Source organism: Aeromonas sp. Marseille-Q5825, assembly GCF_946892685.1.
Classification (GTDB): domain Bacteria; phylum Pseudomonadota; class Gammaproteobacteria; order Enterobacterales; family Aeromonadaceae; genus Aeromonas; species Aeromonas rivipollensis.
Map to the genome: position 1 here is coordinate 79,220 of NZ_CAMPOU010000001.1, position 14,799 is coordinate 94,018.

Annotated in this window: 15 protein-coding genes; 6 read left to right on the top strand and 9 right to left on the bottom strand. The window is 55.4% G+C overall.

The annotated features are described in order from the left end of the window. A complete protein-coding gene (locus tag OC537_RS00350) occupies nucleotides 1-1,836 on the top strand; it encodes a hypothetical protein (RefSeq protein WP_234691603.1) in 1,836 nt (611 codons plus the stop codon). Next, nucleotides 1,836-2,669 (top strand): hypothetical protein, encoded by an 834-nt coding sequence (locus OC537_RS00355; protein WP_106553281.1) that lies wholly within the window; start codon nucleotides 1,836-1,838, stop codon nucleotides 2,667-2,669. The genes OC537_RS00350 and OC537_RS00355 overlap by 1 nt, the downstream gene beginning before the upstream one ends. 146 nt (nucleotides 2,670-2,815) lie before the next feature. On the opposite strand, the gene OC537_RS00360 is transcribed toward OC537_RS00355, so the two are convergent. Next, nucleotides 2,816-3,966 (bottom strand): IS3 family transposase gene (locus OC537_RS00360; protein ID WP_262108363.1). Its coding sequence is split into 2 segments (ribosomal slippage): nucleotides 2,816-3,738 and nucleotides 3,738-3,966, totalling 1,152 coding nucleotides; the frame shifts between segments, so codons are not numbered across the junction. A 310-nt stretch (nucleotides 3,967-4,276) separates the two neighbouring features. Between OC537_RS00360 and OC537_RS00365 the strand changes: the two genes are divergently transcribed. Both OC537_RS00365 and OC537_RS00375 read left to right on the top strand, forming a co-directional pair. Then, the gene (locus tag OC537_RS00365) at nucleotides 4,277-4,750 is read left to right on the top strand and encodes a hypothetical protein (RefSeq protein WP_042658469.1); all 474 of its coding nucleotides are present in this window, start codon (nucleotides 4,277-4,279) and stop codon (nucleotides 4,748-4,750) included. A gap of 573 nt (nucleotides 4,751-5,323) precedes the next feature. Further along, the gene (locus OC537_RS00375; protein WP_042658468.1) at nucleotides 5,324-5,677 is read left to right on the top strand and encodes a hypothetical protein; all 354 of its coding nucleotides are present in this window, start codon (nucleotides 5,324-5,326) and stop codon (nucleotides 5,675-5,677) included. A gap of 155 nt (nucleotides 5,678-5,832) precedes the next feature. Here the strand turns inward: OC537_RS00375 and OC537_RS00380 are convergent, their stop codons facing one another. Continuing rightward, entirely contained in the window at nucleotides 5,833-7,029 is a 1,197-nt protein-coding gene (locus OC537_RS00380; RefSeq protein ID WP_058393661.1) for a DUF4852 domain-containing protein, read from the bottom strand. 330 nt (nucleotides 7,030-7,359) lie between these two features. Next, nucleotides 7,360-7,533, bottom strand: coding sequence for a hypothetical protein (locus OC537_RS00385; RefSeq protein ID WP_238156036.1), 174 nt, complete (start codon nucleotides 7,531-7,533; stop codon nucleotides 7,360-7,362). Between the two features lie 1,003 nt (nucleotides 7,534-8,536). On the opposite strand from OC537_RS00385, the gene rraB reads away from it, so the two are divergent. After that, entirely contained in the window at nucleotides 8,537-8,872 is a 336-nt protein-coding gene (gene rraB / locus OC537_RS00390) for a ribonuclease E inhibitor RraB (protein ID WP_262110532.1), read from the top strand. Between the two features lie 190 nt (nucleotides 8,873-9,062). Here rraB and OC537_RS00395 read toward each other — a convergent pair whose 3' ends face one another. Continuing rightward, nucleotides 9,063-11,039, bottom strand: coding sequence for a putative bifunctional diguanylate cyclase/phosphodiesterase (locus tag OC537_RS00395; protein WP_262108376.1), 1,977 nt, complete (start codon nucleotides 11,037-11,039; stop codon nucleotides 9,063-9,065). A gap of 166 nt (nucleotides 11,040-11,205) precedes the next feature. Here OC537_RS00395 and OC537_RS00400 point away from each other — a divergent pair, with 166 nt between their 5' ends. Continuing rightward, on the top strand, nucleotides 11,206-11,700 hold the full coding sequence (locus OC537_RS00400) for a hypothetical protein (protein WP_106887711.1): 495 nt from the start codon (nucleotides 11,206-11,208) through the stop codon (nucleotides 11,698-11,700). Between the two features lie 148 nt (nucleotides 11,701-11,848). Here OC537_RS00400 and OC537_RS00405 read toward each other — a convergent pair whose 3' ends face one another. The 5 genes from OC537_RS00405 to rsgA are packed head-to-tail and all read right to left on the bottom strand — an operon-like array spanning nucleotide 11,849 to nucleotide 14,721. Then, a complete protein-coding gene (locus OC537_RS00405; protein WP_168234467.1) occupies nucleotides 11,849-12,247 on the bottom strand; it encodes a hypothetical protein in 399 nt (132 codons plus the stop codon). Between the two features lie 2 nt (nucleotides 12,248-12,249). Continuing rightward, entirely contained in the window at nucleotides 12,250-12,513 is a 264-nt protein-coding gene (locus tag OC537_RS00410; protein ID WP_025325938.1) for a DUF2960 domain-containing protein, read from the bottom strand. Beyond that, entirely contained in the window at nucleotides 12,503-12,775 is a 273-nt protein-coding gene (locus tag OC537_RS00415; protein WP_262108387.1) for a VF530 family protein, read from the bottom strand. Before OC537_RS00415 ends, OC537_RS00410 begins: the two co-directional genes overlap by 11 nt. Then, entirely contained in the window at nucleotides 12,772-13,644 is an 873-nt protein-coding gene (gene asd / locus OC537_RS00420) for an archaetidylserine decarboxylase (protein WP_262110533.1), read from the bottom strand. The genes OC537_RS00415 and asd overlap by 4 nt, the downstream gene beginning before the upstream one ends. 42 nt (nucleotides 13,645-13,686) lie before the next feature. Then, nucleotides 13,687-14,721 carry a small ribosomal subunit biogenesis GTPase RsgA gene (gene rsgA / locus OC537_RS00425; RefSeq protein ID WP_262108389.1) on the bottom strand — a complete coding sequence of 345 codons (1,035 nt, stop codon included), beginning with the start codon at nucleotides 14,719-14,721 and terminating at the stop codon, nucleotides 13,687-13,689. Nucleotides 14,722-14,799: the final 78 nt, after the last annotated feature.

The following is a 14,799-nucleotide window of genomic DNA, read 5'->3' on the forward strand; positions in this document are numbered from 1 at the left end:
ATGTTTGAAAACATTATTCACGCCCTGTCGGGGGCCTGGCACATCATCAGTTTGGTGATCGCCTTGATGGTTGCGGTGGTGACCGCCATCGTTTATTGGTATGAAGTAAAGTACTGGCACATGGAAATGCGGCTGCGGTTACCATGGATTGGCCGTATTGCTGCCTGGACCAGAGACCCGGGCAAAAACGAAGAGAAGTCCGCAGACAACCCCAATGCAGTCGGCTTCAATGCCGGTGAGAAAGGGGTATGCGGGGCGTATGAAACCTACTACGGGGAACACCAGCCCTCGGAAGAGAATTTCAAGCGAAACCTGGATTATCTAGGAAAAGCGGACGAGGCGGACCGGTCGGAGAAAGGACTGGGTATCTGGCTGCTCATGATCGTCCTGATGGTAATTGAAGCATCAGCGTTTGGTTATGCCTTGGCTCCGTTTGCCCTGACCCTGGCGACCCCAAACACGGCCATCGTGGGGGCCTTCTTCATTGGTTTGGTTATCTCCATCATCGCTTTGGTTCTGTCCGAGTTTGCTGGCCGTCAGCTATACCGCAACGGTGTAGTGAATAAGATCCTCTCCTATGAGTCGATCCGTGATGGGGGCGACATGACAAAGACGCTCAACGCGACTATCGACAATACTTATACCGACGATGGCGCTAAACCCTTCCAGCAATTGTTGAACCGCATCAATGTGCCGCTCGATAAATACGGTCAGCCACAGCGCCGGTTCTCGATCATTATTGGGTATGGGATCTTTATCGCGGGGCTGGCCATTGCCGCATTTTGGGTTCGTACCGAAACCCTGAACCAGCAGGAAGCCATGTTGGTTGAGAATCCGACTGCCGTCGTCCAAAGCGCCGATGATTTCCCAGTTGCGTCTGGCGATGAAGAGATCCCTCTGCCTACGGACATGGCCGAGCTGTCAACTAACAGCAGCCAGAAGTCCGCGCAAGACCAGATTGATGCGATGCACCGAGCCTCGCTGGTGACCTTTGCTGTGCTGTCTGGTTTGTTCTGTTTTATTCAGTTCGCCTCTACCTACCTGGCCTTCCGTCACAGCTTTGCTGGCACCTACTCACGTCGAGCCTGGGAGCTGACCCACAAGTACAACAGTGCTGATGAGTTTGTCCGCTACCACAAGGCCAAATCTGCCGCAATTGCTCAAGATGCTCAGTCTTCCTTGGCGAAGTTGCAGTCATTGCAGGACAAGGTGTTCAGGGTAAACGGCAAGACGAAGGATGACCTGAGTCAAAACAAGGATCACCGCACCTTCCTGCGTTATATGGAAGAGCAACAAATCATTGCCCATAACAAGAATAACCGTGCGATTGGCCTTGAGAGCACCAAACTGCTTGCCGATTACGTTAAGCAGACCATAGCGGATTTGAGGAACGCGATAAGTGCTAAGGACAACAAGACAATCTGGGCGATCACCGATGTCGCAGGCCCCCGGTTCGCAGCTATCAACAATCCAGCGTTGATGGCACAAAAGGCGGAGTTCAATGAACTGGTGTCTGTCTTTGGCGCAAGACCCAATGAGGCACAGCCACAAGCCGTTGCTCAAGCCTATCAACCGACCCCTGTCGCAGCCACGCCTGCACTATCCGTCGAAGCGGTTGCACCAGTGGTGGAAGCGGCGCAAGTAACCCAGACCATCGAAGCGCCAACGGCGCGTTCTGTGGGTGAAAAGGTAGCAGCCTTCAATCCTCATGCTTGGGGCGATCTGACCCAGTTTGATGCGGATGACATGGACTATGTCGCGAATAAGAAAGGCGTGTCGGTAGACGATCTGAAACGAGCACGCCGCTTGCAAATGCTCGACAAGGCGGAGGCGTGATGAAAGCAAGGATCAGTCTTGCATTCTTGCTGATGCTGCCAGCGACAGTGATGGCAGCAGAACGCAACGACTTAGCCAGTTGTTATCAGCAAGCCAAAATTGCTCAGTTCACCCCCGAACCCTCGGGGCGCATGTTGTCAGTTGTGGTGGATCAAACGACCCCACTCACTTCTGATTTACAGCGTACTGCGTGGGGGAATATCAAGCGGTTCTTGCTGCCAGGGGACCAGCTTCGTCTGTATTCCTTCTCTGCCTATTTGGATGGCCACTACATGCAGCTCCAATATGCAGGCCAGTTGGAGCGTGGGCTCGACGCGGCCCAAGTGGGGGATGTACCGATGATGAATGCCAAGAAGCTCGACCAATGCCTAGCTGCCCAGCCGAAAATGATGTTGCAACAATTTGGTAAGCGGTTCGTGCAGACCATGGGCAAGTCCTCGATGGACATCCCGCGTAGCGAGATCCTGTTTAGCCTCAAAGCAGTGGGTCAGGACATCCAGTCAGTCAAAGGGGTGAATGAAAACGTCATCTTATTGATGTCAGACATGCTGGAATACAGCGACTTTGGCAGCTTCTATCAGTCCAAAGGTATCCGTGATATCTCTCCTTCCGTTGAGCTGGCCAAGGTAGAGAGGGAGAATCTTCTCGCTGATTTCAAAGGAGCGCGAATCTATGTGCATGGTGCGGCATTCGTGCCAACCGACGCAAAGAACGGCTACCGCAGTGGCAAGATGATCCAGAATTTAGAATCCTTCTGGAGCCAATATTTCAGCCGGTCTAACGGGCAGCTCGTCGCATTTGGGCATCCAGAGCTCACTGTCGCTGTTCAGTAATGACCTCACCACGGCTTTAAAACACTAAGCTTGTAGAGAAATAAAGCACCACCATAGCGGTGGTGCTTTTTTTTCGTTCTCCTGATATGCACTGACATATGTCGTACACGAGTCTTCTATTTGGTGACTGAATCGCCCCGGGCTTTCTAGACACTCTGTTGTTGCACATTAAACTGCTTTTCAAACTCTACCGGCGACAGCCCATCATTAGAGCCATGACGCCTGATTGGGTTGTAAAACATCTCGATATAATCAAATACGTCGCTGCGGGCCTCGTCTCTTGTCGAGTAAATCCTGCGCTTTATCCGCTCCCGTTTGAGTAACTGAAAGAAGCTCTCGGCAACAGCGTTGTCGTGACAGTTGCCGCGACGGCTCATACTGCAACTCAAGTTGTGGGCCTTCAGGAAGTCCTGCCATTCACCACCGGTAAACTGGCTGCCCTGATCCGAATGCACCAGCACCGTCTGCTTTGGCTTGCGCCGCCAGACAGCCATCAATAACGCATCAACCGCCAAGTCTGCCGTCATGCGTGGCTTCATCGCCCAGCCGACGATCTGGCGAGAAAACAGATCGAGCACCACCGCCAGGTACAGCCACCCTTCTTGAGTGCGGATGTAGGTTATGTCGGTCACCCAGGAGATATTGGGGGCTGGCACCTTAAACTGACGTGCTAGCGTGTTTGGGGCAGCCTGTGGGCTCTTGTTTCCATAATACCCCTTACGGCGTTGATAGCCCGTTTGCGAACGCAACCCTTCTCGCCGCATTAATTTGGCTACACGGTGCTTGCCGCAGACTTCCTCCAAGTCACGAAGATCGCGATGGATCTTGCGATAGCCGTAGACAGCCCCACTTTCCAGCCAAGATTGCTTGACCAATCCGGTCAGTCGTTCGTCCTCCTGCTGTCGTGGTGATGTGGGCTGTTTCAGCCACGCGTAGAAGCCACTTCGGTGAACCCCCAGGATCTGGCACAGGGTAACGACACTGTAACGGTCGAGTCGGGAGGTTATGAACGCGTACCTTTCCTTGGCTCGCTGGCAAAGTACGCGGCGGCCTCCTTTAAAATGTTGCGTTCCTCAGTGACTTGGCGCAGTTCGGCTTTCAGGCGGCGAATCTCGGCTTGCAAGGCAGACTCTTCGTGCTGCTGGTCAGCGGGCTTACCGTACTGCTTGAGCCAGGCATAAAGACTGTGGCTGGATACCCCGAGGGCTCGTGCAACGTCAGCTACAGGGCGCCCGCGCTCGGTGATTTGTTTAACCGCTTCGATTTTGAATGTTTCTGGGTAACGCTGACGGGTCATAACACCTCCAATAATTGCCTCATTTTAAGGCTGTGAGGTGTCTAGGGAACTGGGGGCGATTCAGTTTCGCGTGGACCAGATGATACGGGCATGGGATAGTTGTGCCCAAAAATCGAGATAAGCCTCTGAAATGAGGCTAAATGACGCTTAATAGCCCAATACTTGCGGTAAAAAGTCAGTTTTTTGGAGTTATGGGCATTTCAAATGCGGACAAGGAGTTCGTGATAAAGGTGCGACCCACTTGCTCGCACCTTCCTTAAAATAAACAATAAGTCTCTATTCTGTATCTATTTTCAAAGGGGGGTTGTGTATGAGTTATTATGGTGGTCAGAGGGTTGTGGTAGTGGATCCCAATTCTCCATTTGCGCAAGGGGCGTTGTTTGTTTTTAGTTGCGGCATCCTCTATCTTCTGGGGTATTTCTTCTGGATGTTCTTGTCGCAGTGGGGGACGTATCAGTTCCCGCTGAATTACAGCGTTGGATTTTACTACTTCATGGTGTCCGGTTTCGTTGGGTTGTTCACAACTCCTTATGACTGGGGTCGGGAGATCTACAGGACACTCGAATACTTTCAAATTACCCCGTATGAGAACCTGAACACTGTTCTCATCTTGTCGGTGGAAGCTGTCTACACTGTCATCGCGGCTTTTGTAGTCTATAAGATACTGAGTTTGATCGCTTATCTGATTTACACCTTCAGGTTTGTCAGGTGGATGATTTATCTCCCGGCCATCATCGGTTCGGTATCATTTTTCATCTTGTGGCTCTTTGAAAAGCCGTTGTGAATTAGCTTTCTGCCAGCGATAAAAATGAAGGCCGCCCGATGGGCGGCCTTCTTCGTTCGCGGGGAACTGATGGATTTGAGACTAAGACCCGCACCATTTCCAGCAAGGGATAGATCCTGACAGGGGAAAGATGCCCAAGCAAGGTCAGCATGACCAGGTAAAGCGGTTGTAACAATCTTGTTGATGTCTTCAACAATGAGGTGATCATCACCCGGTATTCTCCCCATTTTTAGGGGCGCTCAAAAGTAGAGGCCATGCGGCCTGCGCTGGGAGCTGCTTTGGCATGTAGCCACCCGGCGCTATATTGGGCCGTTCATGGTTATATGTCCACAGCCAGTTCGTGGCAAATGTCTGTAATTCATTCACCTTAAATGGTGTCCGGGATGATGAGACTACTACAGTTTCGTGGGACTAGGAGGAAAATATAGGGGCACCCGAACAGTTATTTATAGTAGAAATAAACCAATATGTCTGTATATAATAACCAGGCTCTCTGCAGAGAGCCCTAACGAAACCACAACATTATAATTTATTAACTTTTGCATGAGAATTTCAATAAATTAAGGGGGAATAATGAAGTTGACTAAATTGACAGCAATAGTGATGTTTTCTACCATGCTGACAGCATGTGGAGGCAATGGCTTTGAGGGAACCTACGAGATTAGTATGGATGCGGGAAATGATGCGATTAACAAGATGGCAATTCAGATGATGGGGGGCAGCAATGGTCAACTCATCATCGGGTCAGACTATACTGAATCAAATGGCCAACGCACAGAATTCGATGAAATATCTGTTCGTAAAAGTGGTGAAGTGAGTTACTTGGTTTTCAAAAGCAAAGCAGGTGAGGAAGCACTGAAAATCATTGATGACGAAACCCTAGAAAAGCAAACCCCAGTAATGGCCATACGGTTCAAAAAAATATAAATATAACACCCCATTGCAGGCCTAATAAAATTAGGACACCCACCTTTCTGAGCGGGTCGCTACCTAGCAGCACACCAAAAGGTGGGTGTCCCAGTTTTCCCGGTGTAGGTTCAGGTTACTCCCATCCCACACCTTGCAGCTCTGATGACTCTGGATTAATCCACCTGGGTCACCGTGATCGTGTATTTCAGGTTGTTATAAACTTTGGAGTCCTTGACGGCCACGCCAGACCCTTCCCACTTACCATCAATCAATGGCCCGCCAGCGGCAATTTCGTAGAAGTCGTTGTTAATATCCGGAGCATTTGTATCATTAGCTGCAGCCAAGCCCGTAGCCCCAGCCAATGGACCAACCTGATACCGAGTCCGGTCAACAACTTTCATTTTAAATATTGAAAGAAATTCGGCTTTGCCATATTCATTCTTCACCACGGTCATCAATGGCTGGACGTATTCAGTTGTGGATACAGCTGCAGCATCAGGGTTCACTTTTGATTTGGCAGAAACTTTGTAAACATCAGGCCGAGGATACGCGAAGACATCACCGCTATTCCCTAGTCCAACCAGCTGTTCCTCTTCTGCCAGCGTCTGATCGGCGAAAGTAATCTTGAAGTTGACTTTATATTCCCCGCTTGGTTTTGCCTCTACCAACTTCATTGGGACTGGATCAAAAACCTGCTCAGCAATCTTTTTGGAATTGCTTCGGTTGTCGCCGAAATACTCGACTTTTGTTATTTGGGCATACACCGTATCTACAGCATTCGTGCCAACCAACTTGTAACTTACCTTTGTGAAAAAGCTATTTATATTACGGCTCTTGAGCGCCTTCGCCTTATCCTTGGTCATTTTAAGTGGGAGGATATCGCTACCGTTAATAAACTTAATCTTGGTGATGTTCGGGATGGCCGGGTTATTCATGTTCCTAGAAAACCCGTCGAGGCTATAAGATGCATCGAGCATCATTGGGGATACGCCAATAAATGTTCCCTGCCGTTGAGGGTGATCATACAGTCTGTATACGCCGTCCTTAAAGTCGTACTTGCTCAAATTGAATTCTGTATACATATCGTATATTTTGTCAGTGTCGAACTTTTCTATAGTTGTTCTCGCTAGTTCTCTAAACTTCTCCAAATTCTCTTCAAAAACAAATTCGTCGCTATAGGCCTTGTTGTAGCTGTCTTCATCCGTAAAGTAGGTTACGTCACGAATAAATGAATCATCGTCCAGCTTGGGTTGAGTTACATTTGTTTTGTATGCATAGAACAAAGCATCCTTAACATTTGCACTCTCCGCCAAAGCTGCAGTTGAACACATTCCAAAAATCACCATAACTGCCAAAACATTCTTCTTCATAACCACTCCATTATGTTATTTTTTTGTTGTTTTCTTACTTGAGACCAGCAAAGGGAGTTACCTATCACAGCAATAGGCACCGGATGGCTATCTTAAACCAAACGAATAAGAACTCACCAGTCAAAAAGTGCATCGCCGAAGGTACTTGCAGACGGCGTTACGAGACCCCCGCAGTTCTTGCTATTGGTTGCCGATTTGCAAGTAAAACAGATTCTTCATCTAGTTTACTCTGAGTTTGAAGGGGTTCGAAGGGGTCCTTTTCGTGAGGGCATGATTTCTAAATCAGCTCCTCCATAAGGGACATTGACCAAAATTACAATTCTGATGGCGTCATTTGATCTGATAACGGGTATTTCTACCGCCCCCCGGCATTTTTTCAAGGCCGCCTTTCTCTAGCAAGTCGGCCAGATGGTGGGTCGCGGTGGCTTTACTGACCTTGGCCATTTTCTGATACTGGCTGGCGTTGATGCCCTGCAAAAAACCGTTCTCGCCGCCGTCCAGCATCCTATTCAGCACCTTGATTTTCTCAATGCAACGTCGCATACGAGCCGAAGTGGATACATATTCGGCTCACGATACAACCGGTATCACGCAAGTGTTGGCTGGGAGAGCACGCGTTGTTCGAAGGAGGCGGGGGTCATTGCAGGGGAGGGGGCGTGCGTATTTTGCTATCTGTTATCAGATGAAGCAGCAGAGCAGGAAGCGGGGATTATTAATCCCGTGCTCGGTGAGCAACCTTGCCAGAGATTTACCAGAGACGCATAACAAAAAGGCCTCGCATTGAGAGCGAAGCCTTGTAGGGTGTGCAGTCCAGCGCTGTGGTATGACAACTGTCATGGGGATTTTCAATCCCCTGCTCTACCGACTGAGCTATCTGGGCAACGGCGCGCATTAAACCCTTTCTACGTCTAGGTGTCAACCGCTGGGGGAATAATGCGGTGCCGTTCGCTCGATAACCGAGCAATCGATCCTGCTTTCCCCCATTTTTCCGCCCTATCGCACTGTGTTCATGGGCAACGCGAGTAAAAAGAGGCCAGATCCCTTGAACGAACGTCATGGCTCAATGACGGCCATGACCTGATGCCCAATCACAAGGGGCGAGCCGATGAGCGGGGGCCTTGCTTCTGACGGTGTGTCATTCAAACGAGTTCTTTTATGCTCCCGGGCTGACCCTTTGTCATCAGTAGCTCCATGGTGGAAAACACTGTTCCCCAAAGAGCCTGCAATGTGTTTTGTTTACCTTGAGCTGGAGGGCGACGGTATCTGTGGTATCGCCTGTCAAAGGCGGGTTATTGCACTTTTTGACCTTTTTGCGGACACCGCCATTTGGGCGGGGGGCGGGCAAGGCAGTTATCTTGGTCCGCCGCATTGAGCCCGTTGCGCTCTGCGGGTATGCTTTGCCGCAACCATCCCCCTGGCGGCGACCCGGGCCAACGCGGCCACAGCGTGCCTGCCAGCAGGGACTGACATCCATCCAATACCGCCTGGGGTTTATATGAGTATCAACATGCAAGAGTGGCGCGACGAGACCACCGCCATCGTCAACGAGCTGCTGGCCGATGGCAGCAACCCGAGTCTGGACTACGAGATTGAGCACCACTTTTCCTGTCAGAACTTCGATCTGCTGGAGAAGGCGGCGGTGGACCTGTTCAAGGCCGGCTTCGAGGTGACAGATGCCGAGGAGATGGAGCTGGATGACGGTGCCACCATCTTCTGCTTCGATGCCACTGTGGAGTGCAAACTGGATATCGAGACCATAGTGGCCGATATCGAGAAGATGCTGCCGATCCTCGACAAATACGGCGTGGACTACGACGGCTGGGGCACCTACTTCCAGGAGTAAGAGTGTCTTCCTGGCTGCCGACGAGAAGATGCTGACCGTTTTTCCCTGGAAAAATACGGCGTGGACTACGACGGTTGGGGCACCTACTTCCAGGAGTAAGGTGTACTCGTCAGCGCATCGAGAAGATGTTGCCCATGCCCTCGACAGATAATAAAAAGGCCACCTCGGTGGCCTTTTTGCTGTGCGCGAGTCAGTCGGGCAACTGGTAGTTGCGGGCAAACTCGGCGGGGGGCAGGGGGCGGCTGAACAGGTAACCCTGCAGGCGATCGCAGCCCGCCTGTGCCAGCCAGGCCTGCTGCTCCACGGTTTCCACCCCTTCGGCGGTGATCCTGATGCCGAGTTCATGGCCGAGCCCGATGACGGAGCGCACTATGGCGGTGGTGGCCTGGTTGCTGGCCAGCCCCTGGGTGAAGCTTCTGTCGAGCTTGAGGGTGGCCACCTGCAGCCTGGGCAGGTAGGCGAGGGAGCAGTAACCTGTGCCGAAGTCGTCGATGGCGAGCTGGAAGCCCGCCTCGATGAGGCAGGCGAGGTTGCTCTCTATCTCGTCGGCATTCTCCATCAGCACCCCTTCGGTGATCTCCAGTTCCAGCTGCCAGGGGGCCAGCCCGTGGCGCTCGATGCAGTCGAAGATCTGCGGGCAGAGTTCGGGATCGCGGAACTGCAGCGGTGACAGGTTGATGGAGAGCACCAGGTCCGGGGCCGCCACCTGCCAGCGGGCCAGCTGGGCACAACCCAGCTCCAGCATCAGCTGGCCGAGCTGGCCGATGAGGCCCAGCTCTTCCGCCAGCGGAATGAACTCGTCGGGGGAGATCATGCCGAACTCTGGATGAGGCCAGCGGCAGAGCAGCTCGGCCCCGTGCAGCCGGTTGCTGTGGGTGCAGATGATGGGCTGGTAGACGGCGGTCAGCTCGGCCGACTTGATGGCCAGCGGCAGCTGGGCGGCGATGAGCTGACGGCGCTTGAGCTTGGCGTCGAGCTCGGGGTCGAACAGGGTGCAGTGCTGCTGCTGGCGCTTGCCCTGGGCCAGCGCGGCTTCAGCGTGGCTCAGCAGGCGCTCGGCCTCCTTGGCCTTGCCGTGGGCTATGCCGAGGAACACCGGGATCTGGATCCTGTGCTCCTCGACCTGGTAGGGGGCCATCAGCTCCTGTTGCAGGTTGCGGCTCCACTCATCCAGGGAGAGGGGGAGCTCGGGCAGCAGCAGGGCGAAGTCATCGGCGGCGACCCGGCAGAGCAGGGACTGGGGTGGCGCCAGCCGTTGCAGGCGGCGCGCCACCTGGCTGAGCAGGCGATCGGCGACCCGGATGCCGAAGCGATCGTTGATCTCGCGAAAATGTTGCAGATCCACCAGCAGCAGGCTGGCCTTGCGGGCGCCGAGGTGGCGGCTGGTCTGCAGGAAGTGGGAGAGCTTGAGCAGGCCGGTGAGGCTGTCGTAGTGCTGTTCCTGTTGCAACTGGGCCTGGGTGGTGCGCAGCCCAGTGATGTCACGGCTCAGGGTGAGAATGCCGAGGGAGTTGCCCTCGTCGTCCGGCACCTCGACCCGGGTGACCTCCAGGTGACGGCCCTTGCCCTGGGCATCCACCACGCAATACTCCCCCTGTCCCAGGGTCTGTTCGACGGGCAGGCGGGGCGGTACTCGCCGACCCAGGGCGTCGCTTGCCGACAGTCCCATGAAGTCGAGGAAGGCCTGATTGCAGTCGATGAGCACGCCCTGGTGATCTTCGAGGCGAATGAGATCCGGGATGGCATCCAGCAGGCGGCGTTGCAGCAGCTGCTGCTGGCGGAAGGTCTGCTCCAGCTCCTTGCGCTGGTCGATGGCGCTGACCATGGCGAAGAGGGCGAGGGGGTCACCCTGCTCGTCATAGAGTGGCACCTTGTGGATCTCCATCCAGTTGGCGCCGGCGCCGGCGCCGCCGTGGCAGTGCAATTGCTGGTGCAGCAGGGGTTTGCCTTCGGCCAGCAGGCGCCCGTCTTCCTCGCGGAACAGATCGCCCCAGGGCATTTCGGCGTCCGTCTTGCCGATGAGATCGCCCGGCTGTGACAGCCCGGCCTCCCGGGCGAAAGCCTTGTTGGCAAACAGGTACCGTCCGGCCGTATCCCGGCAGAAGATATTCATGGGTAACTGGTCGATGATCTGCTGCAGCAGCGCCAGGGAGAGCGAAGAATTCACGTGAGCACTCACGGAGGAGACTTCGAGCAAATCTATGATAACAGGCCAGTTTTGTAAAGCGTGGGTTAAGAATCCGCCATTTATGTGGATCCCTGCTGACAGTCTGTGTCGTGATCGCCATAATAGCCGCCGGTTGGCCTATGGCCTTATGGACGAGAGAAGCAGCATGAAGAAGATAATGGGGGGCGCCCTGGCCCTGTTGATGGTGGGTTGTGCCAGTGACAACAATGGTGGCGAGCAGTACCGCTATACCCCGCCGGTTGCCAAGGCGACCAATAACACCCAGGAGATGGCAATTCCGGTGGATCTGGTGTGGGCCCGCGCCGAGAAGTGGTTTGGCGATCACGGCCTGAACATCGAAAACAGCCAGCGTGGCTCAGGTCTGATGACCGCCAACGTCGAAAACGCGGCCGAGGGGCTGGAGTGGCTGGATTGCGGCACCATGGGTTCCAAGGTCGCACTGGGCAACCCCAATCTGCAGATCAACCTGATCATCACCCAGAGCGGCAACAACAGCGTGGCGACCGTCAACGTCAAGGGCAACACCCAGCTCTACTTCGTCGAGTCCTCCGGCGAGCGCGTGCTGGCTCCCTCCATCACGCCGGTCTGCGTCTCCCGCGGCAGCCTGGAGCAGAGTCTGTTCGCCACCCTGGGCAACTGATCCTGCCCTGCCGGAAGCATGAAAACCCCGTTGCCTGCAACGGGGTTTTTGTTTTGGGTCGCGAGCGCCTAGAGCCCGAACCGGCTCTGGGCCAAAAATAAAACCCCCGGCTGAGCCGAGGGTTTTGTCGTACTGGCGGCGGTTGCCGTTAGAGTGCGCTGTCACCGTGAAACAGCGCCCGCTCGCCGGACTTGAGCACATAACCCTTCCAGGGGAAGAGCTGGTAGGCTCCTCCCTGCCAGGACCAGTTCCCTTCCTCGCCCTGGCGGTCGAGAGGGATCAGCTCGCCGCTTGGCAGGGTCAGCTCGGCCTTGCTCTGATCTGCGTTGAACAGCACGAAGGCGCTGCCGGTCTCGGTGGCTTCCAGGGATTGCAGACGCACCGCCTGCTCGAACAGGCGTACGCACTGGCCGAGCAGGGGGGACCACTGGTAACCGGCGCTGGCCCGGCAGCCGTGGGCATCCTGATCGTTGCCGACCAGCTGGGGAGGCTGGGTGCTGCAGGCCGCCAGCAGCAGGGAGGCGGCCATCAGAGTCAGGGTTCGCATGCTTACTCCTGCTTGTCTTCGAGAGTGTCCCGTTCGATGACGACGTTGGAGAAGCCCAGCTCCTTGAAGTAGTTCTCCCTGTAGTCCTTCACGCTCTTCTTGTCGCGGCGGCACACCTGGGCCAGCTGGGCCTCCATGGCGTGGAAGCTGGAGAGATCCAGCCCCTCGGCCGCGGCAATGGCGTCATAGATGCTGTTGAACTTGTCGTTGGCGTAGCCTATCTCTTTGGCCTGCTTCTTGTAGGTGTAGGTAATCTTAAACGCCACTGGGGTCTTCCTTCTGTTTGGCCTGTTTGCGCTGAACATAGAGATAGAGACTCTCTACCTTCTCTCGCGCCCAGGGGGTCTTGCGCAGGAACTTCAGGCTCGACTTGACGCTGGGATCATCGGTGAAGCAGCGGATGTTGATCTGCTGCCCCAGGGCTTCCCAGCCGTAGTGCTCGACCAGGGCGGTGACAATCGCCTCCAAGGTCAGTCCGTGCAGCGGGTTGTTTTTCTGCGAGGCGCCTGGCTTGGACTGGTCACTCATGCCTGATCCGCCAGCTTGGCAAAGGGCTGACCCATGCGGGTGGTGACGCCGTTGGCCAGATGGGGTTCGAAACCTGCCAGCATGCCGGGGCCAAACAGGCAGACGACTGTGCTGCCGAGCTTGAACAGACCCATCTCGGCGCCTTTTTGCAAGGTGATGGCCTGGTCGCCGGTGTAATCCCAGCGCACCACTTCCTTCTGCTTGGTCGGCGCTATGTTGCCCGCCCAGATGGTTTCGATGCTGGCGACTATGGTAGCGCCAACCAGCACCAGCGCCATGGGGCCGTGGGGGGTGCGGAAGGTGGCGACCACCCGCTCGTTGCGGGCGAACAGGTTGGGTACGTTTTCGGCGGTGAGCGGGTTGACGGAGAAGAGATCCCCCGGCACGAACACCATGCTCTCCAGCACGCCGTCCAGGGGCATGTGGATGCGATGGTAATCCTTGGGCGCCAGATAGATGGTGGCAAAGTCCCCATCCTTGAACGGCGCAACCAGGTCCTCGAAGCCGCCCAGCAGCTCGCGGGCGCTGTAGTCGTGGCCCTTGGCCTGGATGATGCGGCCCTGATGGATGGGGCCGAGCTGGCTGACGGTGCCGTCCACCGGCAGGGCCAGGGTCATGGCATCCTCGACCAGCGGGCGGATCCCCGGCTTGAGCTCGCGGGTGAAGAAGGCGTTGAAGCTCGCGTAGTGGGCCGGATCTTCGTGCAGTGCTTCGCTCATGTCGACGCCGTACTGCTTGATAAAGGCCTCGATCACCCGGGTGGTGAGGGTGCCAGCCTCGGCGGCGGCAAGCTTGCCGACCAGGCGGGAGAGGGCGTGTTTGGGCAGGCAGTATTGACCGGCAATTTTCAGGTTGTCAGTGATGCTCATGATCTTCATCTGCTCTTTCTAAAAAGAGGGAGGTTGATTGGGTCACAGCCGGGCTTGTTGCCGACCGTGGCGGGCTTCCTGCATGGTTTCCAGGATGCGGTGATAATTGTGGAAGCGGTCAGGGCTGATGGCGCCACTGCTGACCGCCGCCCGCAGGGCGCAGCCGGGATCGTCCTTGTGGGTGCAGTCGCGGAACTTGCAACTGCCGAGGTAGTCGCGAAACTCCACGAAACACCAGGTGATGCGATCGGCTTCCAGGTGCCAGAGGGCGAACTCGCGGATCCCGGGGGAGTCGATGAGATCGCCGCCGCTCGGGAAGTGATAGAGCCGCGCCGTGGTGGTGGTATGGGTGCCCAGCCCCGAGTTTTCGGAGATCTCGCCGGTGAGCACGCCTAGCCCCGGCATCAGGGCGTTGGTCAGGGACGACTTGCCCACCCCGGATTGGCCGACGAAGATGCTGATCTTGTCGGTCAGGGCGGCCTTGAGCTGGTCGAGCCCCTCGCCGCTCTCGCAGCTCACCAGGATCACCGGGTAGCCGAGCTTGCGGTAGGCGGCGAGCTGGCCCTCGACCCGGATGCGGGCCGCCTCGTCCAGCATGTCGACCTTGTTCAGCACTATGAGGGGGGCTATTTCCACATCCTCGGCGGCCACCAGATAGCGGTCGACTATGTTGGTGGAGAACTCGGGCATCACTGCCGAGACGATGACTATCTGGTCGATATTGGCGGCGATGGGTTTGACCCCGTCGTAGAAGTCGGGCCTAGTCAGCACGGAGTGACGGGGATGCACCGCCTCGATGACCCCGGCGATCGCGGCATTGAGGCCGGGACGCCAGACCACCTTGTCACCGCACACCAGGCTGTTGATGCTGCTGCGACGCAGGTTGCTGCGGTGTATGGTGCCGTCGACGGCTTCCACGTCCGCGTGCTGGCCGAAGCGGCTGATCACCACCCCTTCGATGGCCGGGCCGAACAGGGTGTCATCCACCACAGTGGTGTGATCTTTTTGCAGCCGCCGCTCGCGGTTGGCCTGAACGCGCCTCTGTTGACCCAGATTGAGTTTTGCTTTCTTTGCCACTCGATTCGCCAGTTTATGAACAGATCCAAAGCCAGTATGATACATGCAAATTGGCAAAATTCCGCCATTCCTCCCAAT

Bases quoted from the DNA above. Each gene is read 5' to 3' on its own strand.
- OC537_RS00350 (WP_234691603.1), top strand. From the start codon at position 1: ATGTTTGAAAACATTATTCACGCCCTGTCGGGGGCCTGGCACATCATC.
- OC537_RS00355 (WP_106553281.1), top strand. From the start codon at position 1,836: ATGAAAGCAAGGATCAGTCTTGCATTCTTGCTGATGCTGCCAGCGACA.
- OC537_RS00365 (WP_042658469.1), top strand. From the start codon at position 4,277: ATGAGTTATTATGGTGGTCAGAGGGTTGTGGTAGTGGATCCCAATTCT.
- OC537_RS00375 (WP_042658468.1), top strand. From the start codon at position 5,324: ATGAAGTTGACTAAATTGACAGCAATAGTGATGTTTTCTACCATGCTG.
- OC537_RS00380 (WP_058393661.1), bottom strand. From the start codon at position 7,029: ATGAAGAAGAATGTTTTGGCAGTTATGGTGATTTTTGGAATGTGTTCA.
- OC537_RS00385 (WP_238156036.1), bottom strand. From the start codon at position 7,533: ATGCTGGACGGCGGCGAGAACGGTTTTTTGCAGGGCATCAACGCCAGC.
- rraB (WP_262110532.1), top strand. From the start codon at position 8,537: ATGCAAGAGTGGCGCGACGAGACCACCGCCATCGTCAACGAGCTGCTG.
- OC537_RS00400 (WP_106887711.1), top strand. From the start codon at position 11,206: ATGAAGAAGATAATGGGGGGCGCCCTGGCCCTGTTGATGGTGGGTTGT.
- OC537_RS00405 (WP_168234467.1), bottom strand. From the start codon at position 12,247: ATGCGAACCCTGACTCTGATGGCCGCCTCCCTGCTGCTGGCGGCCTGC.
- OC537_RS00415 (WP_262108387.1), bottom strand. From the start codon at position 12,775: ATGAGTGACCAGTCCAAGCCAGGCGCCTCGCAGAAAAACAACCCGCTG.
- asd (WP_262110533.1), bottom strand. From the start codon at position 13,644: ATGAGCATCACTGACAACCTGAAAATTGCCGGTCAATACTGCCTGCCC.